The 20,057-nt window shown below is 64.7% G+C and carries 21 protein-coding genes, 1 tRNA gene and 1 riboswitch; of the genes, 14 read left to right on the top strand and 8 right to left on the bottom strand.

Annotated features, from left to right (window positions below):
• Nucleotides 1–108 precede the first annotated feature (108 nt).
• Nucleotides 109–1,116 (top strand): Hsp33 family molecular chaperone, encoded by a 1,008-nt coding sequence (locus YUA_RS0124915; protein ID WP_027533129.1) that lies wholly within the window; start codon nt 109–111, stop codon nt 1,114–1,116.
• A 14-nt stretch (nt 1,117–1,130) separates the two neighbouring features.
• Here YUA_RS0124915 and apaG read toward each other — a convergent pair whose 3' ends face one another.
• Entirely contained in the window at nt 1,131–1,523 is a 393-nt protein-coding gene (gene apaG, locus YUA_RS0124910) for a Co2+/Mg2+ efflux protein ApaG (protein ID WP_027533128.1), read from the bottom strand.
• Nucleotides 1,524–1,704: 181 nt separating this feature from the next.
• Here apaG and YUA_RS0124905 point away from each other — a divergent pair, with 181 nt between their 5' ends.
• The 3 genes from YUA_RS0124905 to YUA_RS0124895 are packed head-to-tail and all read left to right on the top strand — an operon-like array spanning nt 1,705 to nt 4,742.
• The gene (locus YUA_RS0124905) at nt 1,705–2,958 is read left to right on the top strand and encodes an OpgC domain-containing protein (protein ID WP_027533127.1); all 1,254 of its coding nucleotides are present in this window, start codon (nt 1,705–1,707) and stop codon (nt 2,956–2,958) included.
• Nucleotides 2,958–3,728: an SGNH/GDSL hydrolase family protein gene (locus YUA_RS0124900; protein ID WP_027533126.1), complete on the top strand. Its 771-nt coding sequence runs from the start codon at nt 2,958–2,960 to the stop codon at nt 3,726–3,728. The genes YUA_RS0124905 and YUA_RS0124900 overlap by 1 nt, the downstream gene beginning before the upstream one ends.
• Before the next feature lie 12 nt (nt 3,729–3,740).
• Nucleotides 3,741–4,742, top strand: coding sequence for an SGNH/GDSL hydrolase family protein (locus YUA_RS0124895; RefSeq protein ID WP_027533125.1), 1,002 nt, complete (start codon nt 3,741–3,743; stop codon nt 4,740–4,742).
• A 125-nt stretch (nt 4,743–4,867) separates the two neighbouring features.
• Here the strand turns inward: YUA_RS0124895 and YUA_RS0124890 are convergent, their stop codons facing one another.
• Nucleotides 4,868–6,064, bottom strand: a complete 1,197-nt coding sequence (locus YUA_RS0124890) for an O-succinylhomoserine sulfhydrylase (protein ID WP_027533124.1) — start codon at nt 6,062–6,064, stop codon at nt 4,868–4,870.
• Nucleotides 6,065–6,134: 70 nt separating this feature from the next.
• Nucleotides 6,135–6,214: riboswitch (SAM riboswitch) on the bottom strand.
• A 111-nt stretch (nt 6,215–6,325) separates the two neighbouring features.
• On the opposite strand from YUA_RS0124890, the gene YUA_RS0124880 reads away from it, so the two are divergent.
• The 3 genes from YUA_RS0124880 to YUA_RS0124870 all read left to right on the top strand — a co-directional run bounded on the left by YUA_RS0124880 (nt 6,326) and on the right by YUA_RS0124870 (nt 10,279).
• Nucleotides 6,326–7,432 carry a 2'-deoxycytidine 5'-triphosphate deaminase gene (locus YUA_RS0124880; protein ID WP_027533123.1) on the top strand — a complete coding sequence of 369 codons (1,107 nt, stop codon included), beginning with the start codon at nt 6,326–6,328 and terminating at the stop codon, nt 7,430–7,432.
• A gap of 189 nt (nt 7,433–7,621) precedes the next feature.
• Nucleotides 7,622–8,671, top strand: coding sequence for a hypothetical protein (locus tag YUA_RS0124875; protein WP_027533122.1), 1,050 nt, complete (start codon nt 7,622–7,624; stop codon nt 8,669–8,671).
• A gap of 165 nt (nt 8,672–8,836) precedes the next feature.
• Nucleotides 8,837–10,279, top strand: a complete 1,443-nt coding sequence (locus YUA_RS0124870; RefSeq protein ID WP_027533121.1) for an MATE family efflux transporter — start codon at nt 8,837–8,839, stop codon at nt 10,277–10,279.
• On the opposite strand, the gene YUA_RS0124865 is transcribed toward YUA_RS0124870, so the two are convergent.
• The 5 genes from YUA_RS0124865 to YUA_RS0124845 all read right to left on the bottom strand — a co-directional run bounded on the left by YUA_RS0124865 (nt 10,276) and on the right by YUA_RS0124845 (nt 13,241).
• Complete coding sequence (locus tag YUA_RS0124865; RefSeq protein ID WP_027533120.1) at nt 10,276–10,764, bottom strand: hypothetical protein; 489 nt, start codon at nt 10,762–10,764, stop codon at nt 10,276–10,278. The genes YUA_RS0124870 and YUA_RS0124865 overlap by 4 nt on opposite strands.
• A gap of 100 nt (nt 10,765–10,864) precedes the next feature.
• A complete protein-coding gene (locus YUA_RS0124860; protein WP_027533119.1) occupies nt 10,865–11,266 on the bottom strand; it encodes an SRPBCC family protein in 402 nt (133 codons plus the stop codon).
• A gap of 132 nt (nt 11,267–11,398) precedes the next feature.
• Nucleotides 11,399–11,758, bottom strand: a complete 360-nt coding sequence (locus YUA_RS0124855; RefSeq protein WP_027533118.1) for a VOC family protein — start codon at nt 11,756–11,758, stop codon at nt 11,399–11,401.
• Nucleotides 11,759–11,813: 55 nt separating this feature from the next.
• Nucleotides 11,814–12,653 (bottom strand): helix-turn-helix transcriptional regulator, encoded by an 840-nt coding sequence (locus YUA_RS0124850; RefSeq protein WP_027533117.1) that lies wholly within the window; start codon nt 12,651–12,653, stop codon nt 11,814–11,816.
• Between the two features lie 9 nt (nt 12,654–12,662).
• Nucleotides 12,663–13,241: a methylated-DNA--[protein]-cysteine S-methyltransferase gene (locus YUA_RS0124845; protein ID WP_027533116.1), complete on the bottom strand. Its 579-nt coding sequence runs from the start codon at nt 13,239–13,241 to the stop codon at nt 12,663–12,665.
• A gap of 174 nt (nt 13,242–13,415) precedes the next feature.
• Between YUA_RS0124845 and YUA_RS0124840 the strand changes: the two genes are divergently transcribed.
• Both YUA_RS0124840 and rpiB read left to right on the top strand, forming a co-directional pair.
• A tRNA-Gly gene (locus YUA_RS0124840) sits at nt 13,416–13,489 on the top strand.
• Between the two features lie 17 nt (nt 13,490–13,506).
• Nucleotides 13,507–13,956 (top strand): ribose 5-phosphate isomerase B, encoded by a 450-nt coding sequence (gene rpiB / locus YUA_RS0124835; protein WP_027533115.1) that lies wholly within the window; start codon nt 13,507–13,509, stop codon nt 13,954–13,956.
• Between the two features lie 208 nt (nt 13,957–14,164).
• On the opposite strand, the gene YUA_RS0124830 is transcribed toward rpiB, so the two are convergent.
• Complete coding sequence (locus YUA_RS0124830) at nt 14,165–14,689, bottom strand: hypothetical protein (protein WP_156947223.1); 525 nt, start codon at nt 14,687–14,689, stop codon at nt 14,165–14,167.
• Nucleotides 14,690–14,912: 223 nt separating this feature from the next.
• On the opposite strand from YUA_RS0124830, the gene YUA_RS0124825 reads away from it, so the two are divergent.
• The 5 genes from YUA_RS0124825 to xylA all read left to right on the top strand — a co-directional run bounded on the left by YUA_RS0124825 (nt 14,913) and on the right by xylA (nt 20,052).
• Nucleotides 14,913–15,494, top strand: coding sequence for a helix-turn-helix domain-containing protein (locus YUA_RS0124825; protein WP_027533113.1), 582 nt, complete (start codon nt 14,913–14,915; stop codon nt 15,492–15,494).
• A 43-nt stretch (nt 15,495–15,537) separates the two neighbouring features.
• On the top strand, nt 15,538–16,002 hold the full coding sequence (locus YUA_RS0124820; protein WP_027533112.1) for a GNAT family N-acetyltransferase: 465 nt from the start codon (nt 15,538–15,540) through the stop codon (nt 16,000–16,002).
• 86 nt (nt 16,003–16,088) lie between these two features.
• The gene (locus tag YUA_RS0124815) at nt 16,089–17,132 is read left to right on the top strand and encodes a LacI family DNA-binding transcriptional regulator (protein WP_027533111.1); all 1,044 of its coding nucleotides are present in this window, start codon (nt 16,089–16,091) and stop codon (nt 17,130–17,132) included.
• Between the two features lie 142 nt (nt 17,133–17,274).
• Nucleotides 17,275–18,729 carry a xylulokinase gene (xylB, locus tag YUA_RS0124810; protein WP_027533110.1) on the top strand — a complete coding sequence of 485 codons (1,455 nt, stop codon included), beginning with the start codon at nt 17,275–17,277 and terminating at the stop codon, nt 18,727–18,729.
• The gene (gene xylA / locus YUA_RS0124805; RefSeq protein WP_027533109.1) at nt 18,730–20,052 is read left to right on the top strand and encodes a xylose isomerase; all 1,323 of its coding nucleotides are present in this window, start codon (nt 18,730–18,732) and stop codon (nt 20,050–20,052) included.
• The last annotated feature ends 5 nt before the right edge of the window (nt 20,053–20,057 follow it).

Here is a 20,057-nt window from a genome sequence, read left to right as displayed (position 1 = left end):
TTTCGCCAGGACGACACTGAGTTTGTGCTTCATTCGTGCGGTCTACGCACGTCCGAGGGGCCCTCGTACCCCCTTCCATTTCCACTCTCCGACCCCAGATAAAGCGCCATGGTTTCCCAATCCCCTGACATGAAAACCGGGCCAGAGGGCCCGGTTCGCGCGCCATCCGCGGTTCCCATTGATGACGCCGTGCTGCCCTACGAGGTCGACGCGCTCGATGTGCGTGGGCGGCTGGTGCGGCTTGGCCCCGCGCTCGACGAGATCCTGACCAAGCACGATTATCCGGCGCCGGTCGGCAAGCTGCTCGGCGAGGCCATCGTGCTGACGACGCTGCTCGGCTCGGCGCTGAAATTCGAAGGCCGCTTCATCCTCCAGGCCCAGACCGACGGTCCGGTGTCGTTTCTGGTGGTGGACTACCAGGCGCCGGATCGCCTGCGTGCCTATGCGCGCTTCGATGCCGAGCGGCTCGGTGATGCCAAGGATTCCGGCACGCTGCTCGGCCGCGGTCATCTCGCCATGACCATCGACCAGGGGCCTGACATGAGCCGCTACCAGGGTCTTGTCGCGCTCGATGGCGGCAGCCTGGAAGATGCCGCCCACGAATATTTCCTGCGCTCCGAGCAGATCCCGACGCGCGTGCGGCTCGCGGTCGGCGAGGAGTGGCGGAGTAGCGACGGCGGCAAGCATCGTTGGCGTGCGGGCGGCATGCTGATGCAATTCCTGCCGAAGGCGCCCGAGCGCGCGCGGCAGGCGGATCTCCATCCCGGTGACGCGCCCGATGGCGTCGAGGTACACAGCGTCGCGGAAGACGACGCCTGGGTCGAGGCGCGCTCGCTGATCGAAACCGTCGAGGATGTCGAGCTGATCGATCCCGATCTCTCTGGCGAGCGGTTGCTCTACCGACTCTTCCACGAGCGCGGCGTGCGCGTGTTCAAACCGCTCGTCCTGAAGGCGCAATGCTCCTGCTCGCGCAACGCGGTCGCCTCGATGCTGAAAAGCTTCTCGCCGGACGACCGTTCCGCGATGGTTAAGGACGACAAGGTCGTCGTGACCTGCGAGTTCTGCTCATCGGTGTACGAGTTCACGCCGGATGAGGCGGGCGTCGAGGACGCGTAGCACCGCCACCCGCGCTAATTCAAAACCCGCTTGTTATCCGGGCTGTCCAACGAAAACGTCGGGACGTCGATTTCAAAACGTTCGCCGGTTTCGCTGACCATCTGGTAGCGGCCGGTCATGAAGCCGGAGGCGGTCGATAAGGGTACGCCGGAGGTGTATTCGAAGCGCTCGCCGGGGGCCAGAGTCGGCTGCTCGCCGACCACGCCTTCGCCCTTGACCTCCTGCTGCCGGCCGGAGGCGTCGGTGATGATCCAGTGCCGCGTCTTGAGCTGCACGGTCTCGTCGCCGGAATTGGTGATGACGATGGTATAGGCCCAGAAATAGCGGGAGCGGTCGGCCGACGACTGCTCCGGAACAAAGTTCGGCTCGACGGTCACTTCGATCTGGCGGGTCACGGCGCGGTACATGGCCGTCATCATAACGAAAACCCCGCCGGGAACCAAACGCCGCAGGCGGCCCTGCCGACATCGTCCCGCCAGAATTCACGAAGAAGTAGACCCCAATGTGATCCGGCCGCTTTGCGAGGCGGCGACCGGACCGGTACACTCCTTTGAACGTCGCGATTTGCGGAAGGGTTTTTGGGCCCCGATGACCATTGCCGATCAAGTGACGGGATCGACGATCGCGGGAACCGCGGGGACGGCCAGGCCCGCGGCAGCAAAGCTGCGTGCGCCGGCGATCACACTGCCCGCCATCGGCGAGCGCGAGCTCAGGCTCGACCTGTTCCGGGGCCTGGCGCTGTGGCTGATCTTCATCGACCATCTGCCGCCGAATCTCTTGACCTGGTTCACGATCCGCAATTACGGCTTCAGCGACGCCACCGAGATCTTCATCTTCATCTCCGGCTACACCGCCGCCTTCGTCTACGGCCGCGCGATGCTGGAAAACGGATTCGTCGTCGGCACCGCGCGCATCCTGCGCCGGGTCTGGCAGATCTATGTCGCCCACGTCTTCCTGTTCACGATCTTCCTCGCCGAGATCTCCTACGTCGCGACCAGCTTCGAGAACCCGCTCTACACCGAAGAGATGGGCATCATGGATTTCCTCAAGCAGCCCGACGTCACCATCGTGCAGGCGCTGCTGCTGCGTTTCCGTCCCGTCAACATGGACGTGCTACCGCTCTACATCGTGCTGATGCTGGCGCTGCCGCTGATCCTGTGGTCGATGAAGTGGCGGCCCGACGTCACGCTCGCGCTCTCGTCCGTGCTCTATGCGGTGACCTGGGAATTCGACCTCTACTTCTCCGCCTACCCGAACGGATTCTGGGCGTTCAATCCGCTGGCCTGGCAATTGCTTTTCGTGTTCGGGGCCTGGTGCGCGCTCGGAGGTGCGCGACGCATGTCGCGCATTCTGGCGTCGCCCGTGACGATGTGGATTTCGATCGCCTATATCGTGGCGGCGTTCTACGTGACGCTGACCTGGTACGTGCCGCAGCTCTCGCAATTCATGCCGAAGCGGCTCGAGCAGTGGATGTATCCGATCGACAAGACCGACCTCGACGTATTGCGCTTCACGCATTTCCTGGCGCTGGCCGCGCTCACCGTGCGCTTCCTGCCGCGGGAATGGCCGGGCCTGAAATCGCCATGGTTGCGGCCGCTGATCCTGTGCGGCCAGCATTCCCTGGAGATCTTCTGCCTCGGCATCTTCCTGGCCTTTGCCGGCCATTTCATCCTGGCCGAGGTCTCCGGTGGACCGGCCATGCATGCGCTGATTAGTCTCTCCGGAATCCTGATCATGTGGGCGGTGGCCTGGGTGATTTCGTGGTACAAGCGTGTGGCCGACAAGAGCGGTACGAAAACCAAAGCCGCCGCCGGCAACGCCGATCTGGCGGGAGGGGGCTGATGAAGGCGAGGGTTCTCCTGAGCCTGATCCTGCTGTGCGGTGGTCTCGCCGCGCCCTTGGCGCGCGCGGGCGATGCCGTGCCTGCTGCGCCCGCAGCCTGCGAATTGCCGCCTTATCTGCTTGCCACCGACAGCCAGCTCCACAAGGTCGCTGAGACCGTCAAATCGGGCAAGCCGCTCGAGATCCTGGTGATCGGCAGCCGTTCCACCACCATTCCCGCTTCCGAGGACAGCTCCTATCCGGCGCGGATGCAGACCATTTTGAAGGACAAGCTGCCGCCCACGGAGACCGTGCACGTATCCGTAGAAATACAGAGCAAGAAGACGGCGGAGGAAGCTGCCGGCACCTTCGTTAAGCTGATGGAAGCAAAAACACCTACTTTGGTTATCTGGCAGACCGGGACCGTGGATGCTATCCGATCCATCGATCCTGATGATTTCCGCGGCGCCGTGACCGAAGGGGTCGCTGCGTTGCAAAATGCAGGGGCTGACGTCGTCTTGATGAATTTGCAGTACAGCCCGCGTACCGAAACCATGATCTCGGCGCCGCCTTATCTCGATAATATGCGGGTGGTGGCGCAGGAGCATGATGTCCCGCTGTTCGACCGTTTCGCGATGATGCGGCAGTGGAATGATCAGGGTCAGTTCGACCTGTTCAGCCCCTCCCGCGGCCCTGAGCTGGCGAAGCAGGTCCATGATTGCATTGGCCGGGCGTTGGCGCAGTTCGTGATCGACGCTGCCCATCTGGGGCCGGGCCAGCAGCAAAATTGAGGTCTAGCGTTAATGAGTTCTTTCCGCCCTTTTGGTCTGTCGACATGGCTGGCCGCGCCCGCAGCGGCGGCGCTGCTGACGTTGACGCCTATGGTGCAGGCACCTGCTTACGCTCAGGCTGCCCAGGCGACGCCCGCGCCGCAGCAGGCCGCTAATCCCGCACCGGCATCACCGTCCCAAACGACCGTCGCCGTGACCAGCCAGCCGGGCGCCGAGCAGCGCGGCCTTACCTCGCGCGCCATCGACAAGGTGAAGCAGGTCGCGAAATCCGCCGGCGATATTTTCAGCCGCGTGCCATGTCTGTCGCCGAAGGGCGGCTCAAAGGCGATGGGCTCGCTGCCGCATGTCGCGAACAAGCTCGTCGCCGGCAAGCCCGTCGTGATCGTGGCGTTCGGCTCGTCGTCGACTGCCGGCTATGGTGCGAGCTCGCCCGATTTCAATTATCCGAACCGTCTCGCCGCGCAGTTGCGCCGCAAATATCCGACGGCTGACATCACCGTCATTAATGCCGGCGTCGGCGGCGAGGACGCGCCCGAGATGATGAAGCGCCTCCAGACGGAGGTGATCGACGTGCATCCGGATCTCGTGATCTGGCAGGTCGGCACCAACGCCGTGCTGCGCAATCTCGATCCCGGCGAGACCGCCAAGATAGTCGAGGACGGCATCACCCGCATCCAGGCCGCAGGCGATGCCGACATCGTGCTGGTCGACCCGCAATATTCACCGCGCGTCACCGAGCGTCCCGAAAGCGCAAGCAAGATGGTGAAGCTGCTCGGCAAGGTCGCCGAGCTTCGTCACGTCGGCATCTTCCCGCGCTTCGAGGTGATGCGCGACTGGCACGAGAAGCAGGCGCTTCCGGTCGAGAGCTTTGTCATCGCCGACGGCCTGCACATGAACGATTGGGGCTATGCCTGCTTCGCCCAGCTGCTCGGCGACGACATCATCCACTCCGTCGGCCAGATCAAGCTGGGGGTGAACGTGCCGGCGGACGTGCGGACCTATCGGCCGATGTAGACATCGGTGCCGTAGGGTGGGCAAAGGCGCAAAGCGCCGTGCCCACCAGCTATCGGCACCGAGATCGTGAATGGTGGGCACGCTTTCGCTTTGCCCACCCTACGAAACCGAGCCCTTGGCTCGCCTCACGCCTTCTCCAGCGCCGCCGTCAGATCCTCGATCAGATCATCGGCATGCTCGAGCCCCGCGGAGAAGCGAATGAAGCCCTCGCTGATGCCGAGCGCGGCACGGTCCTCCGGCTTCAGCCGCTGATGCGTCGTCGTGGCCGGATGCGTCACCAGGCTCTTGGCATCGCCGAGATTGTTCGAGATCTTCGCAAGCTTGAGCTCGTTGAGCACGCGGAACGCCGCCTGCTTGCCGCCCTTCACTTCGAAGCCGACCAGCGTCGAGCCGCCGCGCATCTGCTTCTTCACCAGCGCCGCCTGCGGATGATCGGCGCGGCCCGGATAGACCAGCCGCGCAATCTTGGGATGGCTCGCCAGCACGTCGGCGATGCGCGCCGCGGTGTCGGTCTGCGCGCGCACGCGCACGCCGAGCGTCTCCAGGCCCTTGAGCAGGACCCAGGCGTTGAACGGCGAGATCGACGGGCCGGTCTGGCGCATGAAATTGTGGATGTGCTCGGCGATGAAGGCTTCCGAGGACAGGATGATGCCGCCGAGACAGCGGCCCTGGCCGTCGATGTGCTTGGTCGCGGAGTAGACGACAACATCGGCGCCGAGCGCGAGCGGACTCTGCCAGATCGGGGTTGCGAACACGTTGTCGACGACGAGCCGCGCGCCGCCACTATGCGCGATCTCGGCGATTGAGGGAATGTCGAGCACGTCGAGCGTCGGATTGGTCGGGCTCTCCAGGAAGAACGTCTTGGTGTTGGGCTTCAGCGCACGCTGCCACTGGTCGAGATCGAAGCCGTCGACCAGCGTGGTCTCGATGCCGTAGCGCGGCAGCAGGTCCTGAATGACGTAGAGGCACGAGCCGAACAGCGCCTTCGAGGCGACGACGTGATCGCCGGCTTTCAGCGGCGCCAGGATCGCGGTCGTCACCGCCGCCATGCCGGTCGCAGCCGAGCGCGCGGCTTCGGCGCCTTCGAGCTCGATCATGCGGCGCTCGAACATCGCGATGGTCGGATTGGAGTAGCGCGAATAGATGAAGCCGGGGTCCTCGCCCTTGAACCGCGCCTCGCACTCCTCGGCGCTGTTGTAGACATAGCCCTGGGTCAGAAACAGCGCCTCCGACGTCTCGCCATATTGCGAGCGCAGGGTGCCGGAATGGACCAGGCGGGTTTCGGGACGGTAGTGCGTGGCGGACGCCGGGGACTTCGACATAGGATCTCCTCTGCGTGACCATCGGAAATGGTCACAAAAAAACCGGCCTGGATATCTCCACGGGCCGGGATCACAGAGGTCCCCGGCCTGTTTAGCGACTTATTTAACGTGGCTGCAAGCCGGCCGGCTCAAATCACCACGGGATAAGTGATGCTCATATTCCGCAATGGCCTTTCCGTCAAGGCGTCCATCGGATAGCCGTAAAAGGCTAGTATTTCCCGCATGTCCGGATGCATTTGACCCCTGATGAGGACCCCCCGGTTGACGTTCACGGTTGCTGCCGACGCCAATGGTATCCTGCCCGACCGCATGATCGCGGCGATGGCGGAAGCGGGCCTCATCCTGCCCGCATACGATTTCGTCGAAAGCCAGATCCAGCCGGCGAGCCTCGATTTGCGCCTCGGCGATATCGCCTATCGCGTGCGCGCGAGCTTCCTGCCCGGCCCCGGCGCCACCGTCGCCGAGCGCATCGACCAGTTGAAGCTGCACGAATTCAGCCTCGCCGACGGCGCGGTGCTGGAGACCAACTGCGTCTACATCGTGCCGCTGCTGGAAAGCCTCGCGCTGCCGCCGGAGATCGTCGCGGCCGCGAATCCCAAAAGCTCGACTGGCCGGCTCGACGTCTTCACTCGCGTGATCGCCGACGGTACCCGCCGCTTCGACATGATCGGCGCCGGGTATCACGGCCCGCTCTATGCTGAGATCAGCCCGAAGACGTTCCCGGTGCTGGTGCGCGAGGGCTCGCGCCTGTCGCAGGTGCGCTTCCGCACCGGTGATGCCATCCTCAATGCCGACGAACTCGATGCGCTGCATGGCGCCGAGCGTCTCGTCGACATCGACGATGCCGATCTCGCCGGCGGCGTCGCCGTCTCTGTCGATCTCTCCGGCGAGAAGGGCACGGGCTTCGTCGGCTACCGCGCCAAGCGCCACACCGGCGTCGTCGATGTCGATCGTCGCTCGGGCTATTCAGTCGAGGATTTCTGGGAGCCGATCTCGGCCCGTCCCGACGGCAGCCTGATCCTCGATCCCGGCGAGTTCTATATCCTCGCCTCGAAAGAGGCGGTGCAGGTACCGCCCGATTACGCCGCGGAGATGGTGCCGTTCGATCCGCTGGTCGGCGAGTTCCGCGTGCACTATGCCGGATTCTTCGATCCCGGCTTCGGCTATGCCGGTGCCGGCGGCCAAGGCGCGCGCGCCGTGCTGGAAGTGCGTTCGCGCGAAGTGCCGTTCATCCTCGAGCACGGCCAGATCGTCGGCCGTCTCGTCTATGAGAGGATGCTCGCACGCCCCGACGCCATGTACGGCCAGCGCATCGGCTCCAACTACCAGGCGCAGGGCCTGAAGCTGAGCAAGCATTTCCGGGTGTAGGTAACCACACTCTCGCCTGTCGTCCCGGCGAAGACCGGGACCCATAACCACAGGACGTGGTTTGGCGAAGACTCGGAGTTATATCTTCGCGCCACAACTTCTCCTTGGGGGTATGGGTCCCGGCCTTCGCCGGGGCGACGGAGCGAGAATGTGGCGAGACCAACTATAATAACAACGAGGAGACTTAACATGACCGCAGCAGACGCCGCGCAGGACGCGCAATGGAAACGCTGGCGCGCGGTCGCCGACCTCTACCACGCCTATTTCACCGGCCTCATCCTCACCGTGGTCACGCGGCGCGGCACGGCGGATGCCGCCGAATTCGTCTTCCGCGTATTCCGTCGCCAGCAGCAGGAGCGCTTTCTGCCGGGCTTGCAAAAGCTCGGGCTCAGCCATCTGCCGCCGGCAGTCGCGGCTGCGCAATATCACTACCTCTCCAACTGGATCGGCGGCGTGCATGTCGAATACATGTATGAGAGCGACACCAAGGCCTGGATCCGCTATCCGCCGCCGCGCTGGATCTGGAAGGGCACCGCGATCTGCGGCGTGCCGGGCGAGGTCTCGCGCGCGATGCTGCGCGGCTGGCACGCCAACAACGGCGTCGCGCTCGGCGATACCAGACTAGGCTTCGTCTGCACCAAGCAGAGCGTCGACGGCCAGGACGGCCTCGAAGGCTATTACCACCAATACGACCATCCGCTCGAGCTCGACCAGCGCCTGGTGTTCGCGCGGCATCAGGAAGCACCGCTGTTCGACGCGAAGACCGCGCCGGCGTTGCCAGTGTCGAGCTGGCCGAAGCCGCGGTTGGAAAAGGCCTATCGCAACTACGCGATGGAATATGTCCGCACCGCCGCGCCGGTGATGGTGCAATTGTTCGGGCCGGAAGACGCTGGCTATCTGCTGCACCTCACCGGCAAGCTGATCGGCATGCAGTATTTCGATGAGGTCGCGGCCGCGCTGTCGATGACGCGCGGTGGCGCGAGCGAATTTGCATCCTTCCTCAACGCGCTGTTCGCCGCGCAGGACGATACGGCCGAGACCACGCGATCCGAAGGCACGTTCGAAATCCATCAGCAGAGCTGGAAGCTGATGGACGACGTCGCCGACTCTCACCGGGCTTGCGCCAAGGTGCTGGAGGGGCTGTTCGAAGGGCTCGCTGCCGGATGCGGCCGGCATATCGGTGTGCACCTGCGCCCGACCGCAGGTGACCGGTCGCCTCTGGTCTGGACGGTTGGGTAATTCCACCGCTTGAAATGCGCTGCCGCAGGGCACGCCTGCAGCTAGCGCAGGAGGAAACGGCGGCCGCCGTGCTAACAAGGCTCACCGCGCTTTCCGCGCGAGGAAATTGATTGACACACCTATGCATTGCCGCGCCGCAAATGGCGCTTGTGCCCGGGAGAGGAAATGACTGATATCGCCGAGATCCCGGTCGATGAGCAGGAACGACCGCTGCCGCCGCCACCGCGCCCCGTGCGGAGCGCGCTGATCGACGGGCCGATCCTGCGCACGCTGTTGGGACTCGCCTGGCCGAACGTGGTCGCGCTGTCCGCCGGTACCTGCGTGGTGATCGCGGAGACCTCCTATATCGGGCGTCTCGGCGTCGAAGCACTTGCCGCGATGGCGCTGGTATTTCCGACAGTGATCCTGACCATGACCATGTCGGGTGGTGCCATGGGCGGCGCTGTGGCCTCGGCCATCGCACGCGCGCTCGGCGCCGGCGATCGCGAGCGCGCCGGAACGCTCGCCGCGCATGCGCTCCTGATCGGCATCACCTTCGGCCTCGTCTTCATGCTGGGCATGCTGATCTTCGGGCCCCAGGTGCTCACGATGCTCGGCGGCCGTGGCAATGTGCTGACGCATGCGATCGCCTACACGCAGGTGTTTTTCGGCGGTGCCGTGCTGCCCTGGCTGCTCAACACCATGGCCGGCGTGCTGCGCGGTACCGGCAACATGAAGCTGCCATCGCTTCTGATCCTCAACTCGGCGGTCTGGCAGATCGTGCTCGGTGGCACGCTGGGTCTGGGGCTCGGACCCTTCCCGCAGCTTGGCATGCGTGGCGTCGCGGCCGGCGCGCTGATCGCCTACTCCATGAACATCTGCGTGATGGGCTGGTATCTGTTCTCGGGTCGCGCACGCGTCGTTCCAAAACTGCGCGGCCTGCGCATCCGATGGGCGATGTTTTTCGACATCCTGAAGGTCGGGGCGATCGCCTGCTTCTCGCCGCTGCAATCGGTGCTGACGATCTCGATCTTCACCCACATGCTGGCCAAATTTGGCACCGCGATCCTCGCCGGCTATGGCATTGGCGCGCGGCTCGAATTCTTGCTGACCTCGATCGCGTTCTCGTTCGGCATCGCGTCGGTGCCGATGATCGGCATGGCGGTCGGTGCCGGCCGCATCGGGCGGGCGCGGCGCATTGCCTGGATCGCGGGCGCGAGCGCTTTCGTTGCCGTCGGCGCGCCGGCCTGCCTCGTCGCGCTGTTCCCCGACCTCTGGGTCAACATTTTCACCGACAGCGCCACGGTGCGCGCGACCAGCCATCAATATCTGTCGACAGTGGCACCGTTCTACGCCTTCTTCGGTCTTGCCACGACGATGTACTTCTCGTCGCAAGGCGCTGCGATAGTGATTGGGCCGGTGCTGGCCCAGACCGCGCGCCTCATCTACATCGCGACCTGCGGCTGGTGGCTGTCGACCCATGACGCCGCCGCGCAAAACTTCTTCTGGCTCGCCGCGAACTCGATGGTCGTGCTCGGCCTGCTCTCATGCTCCAGCGTGGTGCTGACCCGCTGGGGGCCGCGGGAGACGAAGCCGGCCGTTCGGCCTTTGCTGTCGGTTGTGGACTAGCGATGCTTGTGGCGGCGATGGCCACCGCCGCCGACATTGGCGAGCCGCATCAATTGCGGGATCATCGCCATCATGTCGCCGCCGCCGGCGCCGCCGAGCATGCCCATGATATCGCCGCCGCCCATGCCGCCGATCCCGGTCGGGATGGTGCCACCGCCCATCGGCGCGTAGCCGCCGTAATTGGGCGCACTGAGTCCGCCGCCGAAATTGCCGCCCGCGAACCCGCCCATCATGCCGCCGAGTCCGCCGCCGCCACTTTCCATCATGCGGCTCATCATCGGGCCCATGGTTTGCATCAGCATGGCGAAGCGGCGCTTGCCCATCTTCGCCTTCATCATCTCCAGCATCGGCGCCATCTGGGTCATCATGTCCTCGCCACCGGCACCTCCGAGGCCTGCGAACTGCGCCTTGGCCGGTGCGCTCGAAATCGAAAACAGCAGCAGCACGGCAGCTGCCTGGCAGATCACCTTGTCCGCACCTCTCATGGCATGCTCCTCGCGTGCGTGGCGCCGCCGGGAGAGCGGGGCCAACCGGACGCACGCGGCCATCGTTACGGCCGATGAGGGCAGGGCTCTGTGAGAAGGATCACGTAGAAGGAGGCGGGAAGGCCCTGTGCAGCGCAATCACGGCCGACTTCGTCTGCTCTTGCACATAAGCCGCAAGCTCGTTTGGCAGCATGTCGATGATCCAGACCAGGCGGCATTTCGCTTCGCCGTCGGCGATCACCTGCACCGAGGCGCTGTAATGCTTCAGCCGTTCGTTGTTGATCGCGTAGACCAGCCGTTGCCGCGCATCGTCGCAATCGACCAGCACCTCGCGCGCGACCGAGCCATTGGCGAAGGTGACGATGCGCGCGTCGCCGTCGAGCTGGCACGCGGTGACAAAGCCCGGCACCAGCCGCTGATGCAGCGCGCCGAAATCGCGCACCGCGTCCCAGACGTCGTGGGCCGGGGCGGGGAGGAAGACGCCGTTTTGGATGGAGGCCATGGGAGTTTCCTCAAATGCGATATTGGTAGGGTGGGCAAAGGCGCATCGCGCCGTGCCCACCATTCATCGGCATTGTCGCGCGCAATTGGTGGGCACGCTTCGCTTTGCCCACCCTACGAGATTTCCGACGGCTCACGTACAAACCGCCTCGACATTGTTGCCATCAGGATCGATCAAGAACGCCGCAAAATACGTCGGGCTGTAATCCTTCCGCGGTCCGGCGCCGCCATTGTCATGGCCGCCGCTCTTCAGGCCCTCGCTGTGAAACCCCTTCACCGCGTCATGGTCCTTGGCGCGAAACGCGATATGGGCGCCATCGGCCTTGCGGCCCTTGTTGAGATGCAGCCAGAGCGCTGGCTCGCCCTTCGGGCCGAAGCCGGCATAGCCGTCGCCGCTCGAACACAGGACGTAACCGAGCGGCGCCAGCGCCGCGGTATAGAAACGCGTGGCGGCGTCGAGGTCGGCAACGCGCAGTCCGATATGGTCATACATGGTCGTCTCCATTGCAAAGCGCGCCGCTCGTGGCGCACGCCGGAGAGGACCCTAGTCAGTTGAGGGCAAGCTGCTCTTGGAGAATCTTGCGCTTCCCCTTCGAGGCCTGCCGGAACCTGGTCGGCGACATGCCGGCGGCGCGGTGGAAGGTGCGGACGAAGTTGGAGAGGTCGCCGAAGCCGACGTCATAGGCGATGTCGGTGACCGCGATGTCGTCGTCCGTGAGCAGACGCGCCGCGTGCCGCAGCCGCGACCGCACCAGATATTGATGCGGGCTCACGCCTAGCACGTTGGAAAACAGCCGCAGGAAATGGAACGGGCTCAAATTCGCCAGGCGCGCGGCCTGCTCGAGGTCGATCTCGGCATGCGAATTGTCGTCGATCCACAACGCGGCCTCGACCGCGCGGCGGCGGTCGCGCGCCGTCGGTGTGGCCGGCTTGCGCGGCTTGCCCGAGACCAATTCGACGAAGCGGCTCGCAAAAATCTGGCCGACCTCGTCGAGGCCCAGATCGCTGTTGCCATCTGCCGCTGTCTGGGCGAGCTCGCCCAGCACCATCAGTTCGGGCAGCGGCGGCGTCGCGCCGACCTGCCACGTCTCGCGCCGCCCGCCGAGCGCCTCGACCAGGTCCTCGCTGAAGAAGAACGACAGGCAGACGTCGCCGCAGACGTGTTCATGCGTGCAGGTGTATTCGTCGCCGGGCGCGCCGACCAGCAGCGAGCCCGCCACCAGCTCGAAGAAGCCGGCGCGGCAATGGCAGCCAAAGCTCCCCGAGCGGACATAGGCGATGGAATGACCGGTGCGGCACTCGGCAAACGGCTTGTCGCCCGGTCCCGCGTCGCAGCGAAACTCGGAGACCGTCATCGTCTGTGACGTCAGCAGCGTGGTCGCATCCATCCAGGATATTTAGGAGCTCGAGCGCGGCGGGGCAACGGGCAGCAGCACCTCGAACAGCGTCTTGCTCGCGATCGGATGGGCGCCTTCGAGCGCCAGCAGCCGCCGCTTGGAGATCACCCCGCCGTAAGGCGAGATCCGGTCGGCATAGCCGCCGGCTTCCAGCACCCGGTGGCAGGGCACGATGATCATGTAGGGATTCCTCGCGATCGCCTGCGCCACCGAATGCGCGGCGCCGGACGCGCCCAGCGCCTTGGCGATCTCGTGATAGGTGCGCGTCTCGCCGCGCGGGATGGTGCAGGCATATTCATAGACCCGCCGGTTGAAGGCCGGCACGTCGCCGGCATCGAGGCTGACGTCGGAAAAATCGGCGTCGCTGCCTTGCAGCAGGGTCAAGATGCCCTCGATCGCAAGCTCGGTGTTGAGCGGCACCGCCTGCTCGCGCGCCTCGGGATCGACCTGGAAAATCCGGCGGCGGGTGTCGATCTCCCGCGCCTCTGGCAATTGCACGGCCACTACGCCGGTGCTGCTCCAGATGATGCCGCAGCGCCCTATCGTCGTGTCGAATATCGCGTAGCCACGCCCCACCATGCACACGCCCCACTCAGTGCACGTCTCTCCCCAGACACGGGATCATAACACCGCCACAATTCGGCGCACCTGGAATCTTACCGAGACGTTAATAACCGTCCGGCCTGACGCGCCAAACCGCTTGGCGCCGGACACCGTCTCGGCTAATCAGGACGGGCGCAGGACACGCGCTCCGCGGGCGTAGTTCAATGGTAGAACGGCAGCTTCCCAAGCTGCATACGAGGGTTCGATTCCCTTCGCCCGCTCCAAAACCCTGGGACTGCGAATGGCGGAGAACGACGAGAGCACGCGCTTGGTCGCGATTGCCTGCGATCACGGCGGCTTTGCCCTCAAGGAAGCCCTGAAAGCCGCACTGCCCGGTGTGAATTGGCTGGACCTGGGCACCGATAGCGCCGAGTCCGTCGACTATCCCGATTTCGCGGATAAGCTGGCTGATGCCATCGGGGACGGTAAGGCCGCGCGCGGCATTCTGATCTGCGGATCGGGCATCGGCATTTCGATCGCCGCCAACCGCCATGCGCACATCCGTTGCGCGCTCGTACACGATGTCACCGGCGCGCGGCTGTGCCGCCAGCACAATAATGCGAATGTTCTGGCGATGGGCGGGCGATTGATCGGCGAGGCGGTCGCGAAGGAATGCGTCGAAGCGTTCCTCAGCACGGCATTCGACGGCGGTCGTCATCAAAAGCGCATCGACAAGCTGGGGTCCCGATAGGACTCCAGAGTTCGGGGTGTCAAACTGCTACCCTTTTCACTCGCGAGCTATCTGGGCTAGGCGGAGTCGTTGTTCTTCCGAGGTTGGACAGGCTTTTTTGGCGCTGGTAGGTTTATCCGGATCGGAACAATGAGATCATCTTCGAGGTCGGGACTCTGTGGCGTGGAGAACACCCAATATTTGTATGGGCTCCTCTTTCGTCGGTACATTACCACCAGCTTGTTGATGTTCTCTTGGTATCCATATGCACAAATGAAGTTATGGATAGTTGGTTCGCTTTGAATCTTTGCGATCCATAGCCGACCTCTTCCATATCTGCGACTGCAAAGAGCTTGCGATTGAAGCTACTTGCAACAAGGTTAAACCACGACAGAAACGAATCCATCGAAGTTCTATAGATTTGGACGCGGGGGTCGTCGTCTAGCTCACCAATCTGTAGATCGGGGCGCAAGGCATGTGCAAAAATCAACCGATCGTGCTGAATGCTTTTTTCGCCGTCCGCCAGGTACGGACGTAAACTCTCTGGGACAATTAGCTTGCCACCGCTCCAATCGAGGCAACGGCAAGCGAACATCAGTTCAGGATTGCTATTGAAGTCCTTGAGATAGCTGTTTGCGAGCTCCGCTCGCTTCCATGCTACCGCCATTCGGCTGTTGAAAAGCGCGACGCAGCCGCCGACCAATCCAACGAACGCACCGACGTAAGCTATCGCTGTTGCGGCATCGCTGGGCACCAGCGCCTCCCCCTGGTTGATGCATCATCATAGAGTTCCGGTGTTTGCCGTGCAAAACCGCAAAAGGAAAGGGCTAGCAAAAGAGTGAAGCTTAAGCTGCGCCACAGGTCTAAGATTCCAATATATTAGCCCCTCGCTCCCGGCACGCACCGCTCCTCCGGCCTAAGTTCTTCCCGCCGGGCGGATGCGGTCCATGTGCCGGGCGATGTTCGGATCAGAGGCCATGGACCAGCAAAAACTCGACAGGGCGATCGGTCGCCGCTTGAAGATTCTGAGGACGCAGGCCGGCATGACCTTGAACGAACTCGCTAGCCGCTCCGGTGTCAGCCGGGCCATGATCGGACGGGTCGAGCGGGCGCAGAGCAGTGCCACCGCCGCGCTGCTCAACAAGCTCTGCGCGGCGCTCGATGTGTCGCTGAGCGACGTCGTCGCGCTCTCGGAGAAGCCGCCGGAGCGGCTGACGCGGCTCGCCGACCAGCCGCAATGGCGCGATCCCGACAGCGGCTACCGGCGGCGCCATGCCTCGCCGGCCGATGCGGCGAGCGGCATCGAGATCATCGTCGTCGATTTGCCGGCGGGCGCGCGCGTGTCCTACAGCCCCTGGGGCCGCAACGCCTTCACCCAGCAACTGCTGATGCTGGAGGGAGCGGTCTGCGTGCATATCGACGCCAAGATTGTGCGCCTGCGCGACGGCGACTGCCTCGACTTCGACGTCATGCGCGCGGTGACCTTCGAGAACGAAACCAGACAGGATGCCCGCTACGTCATCATCACGCGGCGCGGCACCTCTTACGGGAAGATGTGATGTCGCTGATCGTACGGGACGCAAGCGGCGTGAGGGCATGACGATGCAGATCCGTACCGGCGACACCTTCGATCCGCGCGTGGTCGCGCTGCTCGATCACCACGTCACCGCGGCGCGGGCGCAGACCGCCCCGGGCAGCGCGCATGCGCTCGATCTCGCAGGCCTTCGCGCCAGCGATGTTGCGTTCTGGACCGGCTGGGACGGCGAGACGCTGGTCGCGACCGGCGCGCTGAAGACGCTCTCGGCCGACCACGGCGAGGTCAAGTCGATGCACACGCTGCAGACCACGCGCCGGCGCGGCTTTGGTGGTCTGATGCTCCGCCACATCATTGCCGAGGCGCGCAAGCGCGGCCTCAAGCGCCTGAGCCTCGAGACCGGATCATGGGATTATTTCAAGCCGGCGCACGCGCTCTATCAGGCGCACGGCTTCGTGCCGTGCGGCCCGTTCGAGGGTTATGTCGAGGACCCCAACAGCCTGTTTCTGGCACTCGATCTGAGCGGCCGCTAAGGCCCGGCGCAACCGGGACTCGAAAATATCGTCTTGCCCCTCAAAATGAGTTGCGTACCTCAAAATACCTCTGCTAGCCTTCAGGCATGGCCGAGGAGACCGTTTCTGCTGCGCTGACGCTGAAGGACATCGCCCGCGAGGCCGGTGTCAGCCTCGCCACGGTCGATCGCGTCCTGCACAACCGCCCCGGCGTGCGGCCGGATACGGTCCGGCGCGTCCAGGAGACGATCGCGCGCAACGCCTTCCAGCCGCATGTGGCCGCCGCCGAGCTCGCCCGCGGCCGCGCCCGCCGCTTCGCCTTCGTGATGCCGTCAGGGCCGAACCCGTTCATGCAGCAGATCGAGGCCTATCTCGGCGAGATGTCGGCGTGGCTCTTGGCCCGGCGTCTCAGCGTGGAGATGGTCGCAACGGATGTGTTCGATCCGTCGGTGCTCGCCGCTTCGCTCGATGCACTGTCGGGCGATTACGACGGCATCGCCGTAGTGGCGCTGGATCATCCCGGCGTTCGCGTTGCGATCAACGATCTCGTCGAGGCCGGCACCAAGGTGGTGACGCTGGTCTCGGACGTACCGTCGTCGCGCCGCCACCACTATGTCGGCATCGATAATATCGCCGCGGGCCGCACTGCGGGTGCGCTGGTCGGGCGCCTGGTCGGCCAAAAGTCCGGCAAGATCGCCATCATCGCGGGATCGCAGGGCCTGCGCGACCACGCCGAGCGCATTTTTGGCTTCAATCAGGTGATGGCGTCGGAATTTTCGCACCTCGACATCCTGCCTCTGCTCGAGGGCCGCGACGAGGACGGCCGCTCCGAGCAGCTGATATCGCGGCTGCTGGGCAAGCATCCGGACATCATCGGCCTCTACAATGTCGGCGCTGGCACGCAAGGCGTGGCCAAGGCCCTGACCGAGGCCGGCCGGGAGAAGCAGATCGTGTTCATCGCCCACGATCTCACGGCGATGACGCGGAAACTGCTGCTGCAGGGCACGCTGGATGTCGCGATCTCGCAGAATCCGGGCCACGAGGCGCGCGCCGCCGTGCGCGTGCTGCTATCGCTTGCGCGTAACGAGCCGATCTTGAGTGAACAGGAGAAGATCCGCATCGACATCTTGATGCGGGACAATCTGCCGTAGCCGAAGGGCGCGGTGCTTTGTGTTTTGAAGTGAGTGATTGCGGAAAGCGCGGCGTCAGTTCGTGCACCGCGGCAGCGTGATCCGGAAAAATGTGCAGCGTTTTCCGAACAGATCATGCTCAAACGAAGAGGGAGGGACGAGTTTGTATCTTGGAATAGACATCGGCACGTCCGGTGTGAAAGCGGTGCTCGTGAGCGAAGCCGGCGCGGTCGTCGCGACGGCGTCGCGCGAGCTTGCGCTGTCACACCCCGCGCCGTTGTGGTCCGAGCAGGATCCCGACACCTGGGTCGATGCGGCGATCGGCGCGGTCGATGACCTCGCGCGCCAGCACCCGCGCGATGTCGCGCAAGTGCGCGGCATCGGGCTCTCCGGCCAGATGCATGGCGCGACGCTGCTTGGTGCGGACGCCCGCCCGCTGCGGCCGGCAATCCTGTGGAACGATGGCCGCTCGCATGCCGAATGCGTCGAGCTCGAGCGCCGCTGCCCCTCGCTGCACGCCATCGCCGGCAATCTGGCGATGCCCGGCTTCACCGCACCGAAGCTGCTCTGGGTCGCGCAGCACGAGCCAGGCGTCTTCGAACGCGTCGCAAAGGTGCTGCTGCCAAAAGCCTATGTGCGCTATCGGCTCACCGGCGAGATGGTCGAGGACATGTCGGACGCCGCGGGCACGCTGTGGCTCGATGTCGGCCGGCGCAGCTGGTCGGCGGAGCTGCTGCATGCGACCGGGCTTGATCTGCATCATATGCCGCGGCTCGTCGAGGGCAGCGAGGTGAGCGCAGTGCTTGCGCCCGAATTCGCGCAGCGCTGGGGCATGGCGAAGGAGGTCGTGGTCGCCGGCGGCGCCGGTGACAACGCCGCGAGCGCGATCGGGCTCGGTGCGATTGCGCCCGGCGATGCGTTTCTGTCATTGGGAACCTCAGGTGTGGTGTTTCGCGTCACCGATCGCTTTGCGCCGGCGCCGGCCTCGGCGGTTCATGCGTTCTGCCACGCGCTGCCCGGTCTCTGGCACCAGATGAGCGTGATGCTGTCGGCGGCCGCCTCGCTCGCCTGGCTTGCCGGCGTGATGGAGGTGCCTGCCGCGGCGCTGCTGGCGCCGCTGGGCGAGCGCGTCGACGGGCCGAGCCCGGTCAAATTCCTGCCCTATCTCGACGGCGAGCGCACACCGCACAACGATGCTTCCGCGAGCGGCGCCTTCGCCGGCCTGCGCGGCGCGACCGGTCGTAGCCAGATCGTTCAGGCCGTGCTCGAAGGCGTCGCCTTCGCCGCGCGCGACAATCTGGCGGCGCTGAGCGCGGCGAGCGGACCGATCGCCGAGCTTGATCTCGTCGGCGGTGGCTCGCGCTCGCCGCTGTGGGCGCAGATCTGCGCCGACGTGCTCGGCATTGCCGTGCACCGTGTCGAAGAGGGCGAGGTCGGTGCGGCGCTCGGCGCCGCGCGGCTCGGCCGGCTTGCGGCCACCGGCGAAGATCCGGCGCAAATCTGCACCCGTCCACGACGGCTCGCCAGTTTCGTGCCCCGCGCCGCCGCGGCATCCGCCTATGACGAGGCCTATCGCCGCTGGCGCAATCTCTATCCCGCATTGAAGGAGACGATTTAAGTGAACGCGTCAGCCAAATTCTTCGAGGCAAACACGCCCGTCGCCTTTGCCGGCAAGAATGCAGGAAATGCACTCGCCTTCCGCTGGTACGACAAGGACCGCATGGTTCACGGCCGCAGGCTGGAGGATCATCTGCGCTTCGCGGTCTGCTACTGGCATTCCCTGTGCTGGCCCGGCGCGGATCCCTTCGGCGGCGAGACGTTTCTGCGGCCCTGGCACCACGGCTCCGATCCGATGGCGATGGCGCGCGCCAAGGCCGATGTCGCCTTCGAGCTGTTCCGCCTGCTGGATGTGCCCTTCTTCACCTTCCACGACGTCGATGCGGCGCCCGAAGGCGCCTCGCTCGGCGAATCGGTCGCCAACCTCAATGCCATCGCCGATCTGTTCGAAGCGAAGATGGCATCAAGCAAGGTCCGCCTGCTCTGGGGTACCGCAAACCTGTTCACGCATCGCCGCTACATGGCGGGTGCCGCGACCAATCCGGACCCCGAGATCTTCACCTATGCCGCCGGCCAGGTCCGCGCCGCGCTGGAGGTGACGCACCGGCTTGGCGGCCAGAACTATGTGCTGTGGGGTGGCCGCGAGGGCTACGAGACGCTGCTTAACACCGATCTCAAGCGCGAGCTCGACCAGCTCGGCCGCTTCGTCTCGCTGGTGGTCGAGCACAAGCACAAGATCGGCTTCAAGGGCCCGATCCTGATCGAGCCGAAGCCGAAGGAGCCGACCAAGCACCAATATGATTTCGACGTCGCCACCTGCTACGGCTTCCTCGCGCGCTACGATCTGCTCAAGGACGTCAAGCTTAACATCGAGCAGAACCACGCCATCCTCGCCGGACACTCCTTCCATCACGAGGTCGCGCTGGCCGAGGCACTCGGCGTGTTCGGCTCGCTCGACATCAACCGCGGCGATGATCTGCTCGGCTGGGACACCGACCAGTTCGCGATGAATGTGGGCGAGCTGACGCTCGTGTTCCACGATATCCTGAACCGCGGCGGCTTCACCTCGGGCGGGCTCAATTTCGATGCCAAGATCCGCCGTCAGTCGATCGACCCTGATGACCTCATCCACGCCCATGTCGGCTCGATGGATGCCTGCGCGCGGGCGTTCCTCGCCGCTGCCGACATGCTCGATGCCGGCACCCTCACGACGCCGCTCGCCGATCGCTACGGTGGATGGGCGGGAGCCGAGGGCCGTGCCATTCTCGGCGGCCAGCGTTCGCTCGCCGATCTCTCCGATCGCGCGCTGGGTGCGGGCTTCGACCCGCAGCCGCGCTCGGGACGGCAGGAATATCTGGAATCTCTCGTCAACCGTTACGTCTGAGGTCG

This window comes from Bradyrhizobium sp. WSM3983 (assembly GCF_000473045.1).
Lineage (GTDB): Bacteria > Pseudomonadota > Alphaproteobacteria > Rhizobiales > Xanthobacteraceae > Bradyrhizobium.
Note: the sequence above shows the minus strand (reverse complement) of the source record. Positions and strands in the feature narration are given on the sequence as shown.

Coding starts and splice junctions, on each gene's coding strand:
- YUA_RS0124915 (WP_027533129.1), top strand. CDS start 109: ATGGTTTCCCAATCCCCTGACATGAAAACCGGGCCAGAGGGCCCGGTT.
- apaG (WP_027533128.1), bottom strand. CDS start 1,523: ATGTACCGCGCCGTGACCCGCCAGATCGAAGTGACCGTCGAGCCGAAC.
- YUA_RS0124905 (WP_027533127.1), top strand. CDS start 1,705: ATGACCATTGCCGATCAAGTGACGGGATCGACGATCGCGGGAACCGCG.
- YUA_RS0124900 (WP_027533126.1), top strand. CDS start 2,958: ATGAAGGCGAGGGTTCTCCTGAGCCTGATCCTGCTGTGCGGTGGTCTC.
- YUA_RS0124895 (WP_027533125.1), top strand. CDS start 3,741: ATGAGTTCTTTCCGCCCTTTTGGTCTGTCGACATGGCTGGCCGCGCCC.
- YUA_RS0124890 (WP_027533124.1), bottom strand. CDS start 6,064: ATGTCGAAGTCCCCGGCGTCCGCCACGCACTACCGTCCCGAAACCCGC.
- YUA_RS0124875 (WP_027533122.1), top strand. CDS start 7,622: ATGACCGCAGCAGACGCCGCGCAGGACGCGCAATGGAAACGCTGGCGC.
- YUA_RS0124870 (WP_027533121.1), top strand. CDS start 8,837: ATGACTGATATCGCCGAGATCCCGGTCGATGAGCAGGAACGACCGCTG.
- YUA_RS0124865 (WP_027533120.1), bottom strand. CDS start 10,764: ATGAGAGGTGCGGACAAGGTGATCTGCCAGGCAGCTGCCGTGCTGCTG.
- YUA_RS0124860 (WP_027533119.1), bottom strand. CDS start 11,266: ATGGCCTCCATCCAAAACGGCGTCTTCCTCCCCGCCCCGGCCCACGAC.
- YUA_RS0124855 (WP_027533118.1), bottom strand. CDS start 11,758: ATGTATGACCATATCGGACTGCGCGTTGCCGACCTCGACGCCGCCACG.
- YUA_RS0124850 (WP_027533117.1), bottom strand. CDS start 12,653: ATGGATGCGACCACGCTGCTGACGTCACAGACGATGACGGTCTCCGAG.
- YUA_RS0124845 (WP_027533116.1), bottom strand. CDS start 13,241: ATGGTGGGGCGTGGCTACGCGATATTCGACACGACGATAGGGCGCTGC.
- rpiB (WP_027533115.1), top strand. CDS start 13,507: ATGGCGGAGAACGACGAGAGCACGCGCTTGGTCGCGATTGCCTGCGAT.
- YUA_RS0124825 (WP_027533113.1), top strand. CDS start 14,913: ATGGACCAGCAAAAACTCGACAGGGCGATCGGTCGCCGCTTGAAGATT.
- YUA_RS0124820 (WP_027533112.1), top strand. CDS start 15,538: ATGCAGATCCGTACCGGCGACACCTTCGATCCGCGCGTGGTCGCGCTG.
- YUA_RS0124815 (WP_027533111.1), top strand. CDS start 16,089: ATGGCCGAGGAGACCGTTTCTGCTGCGCTGACGCTGAAGGACATCGCC.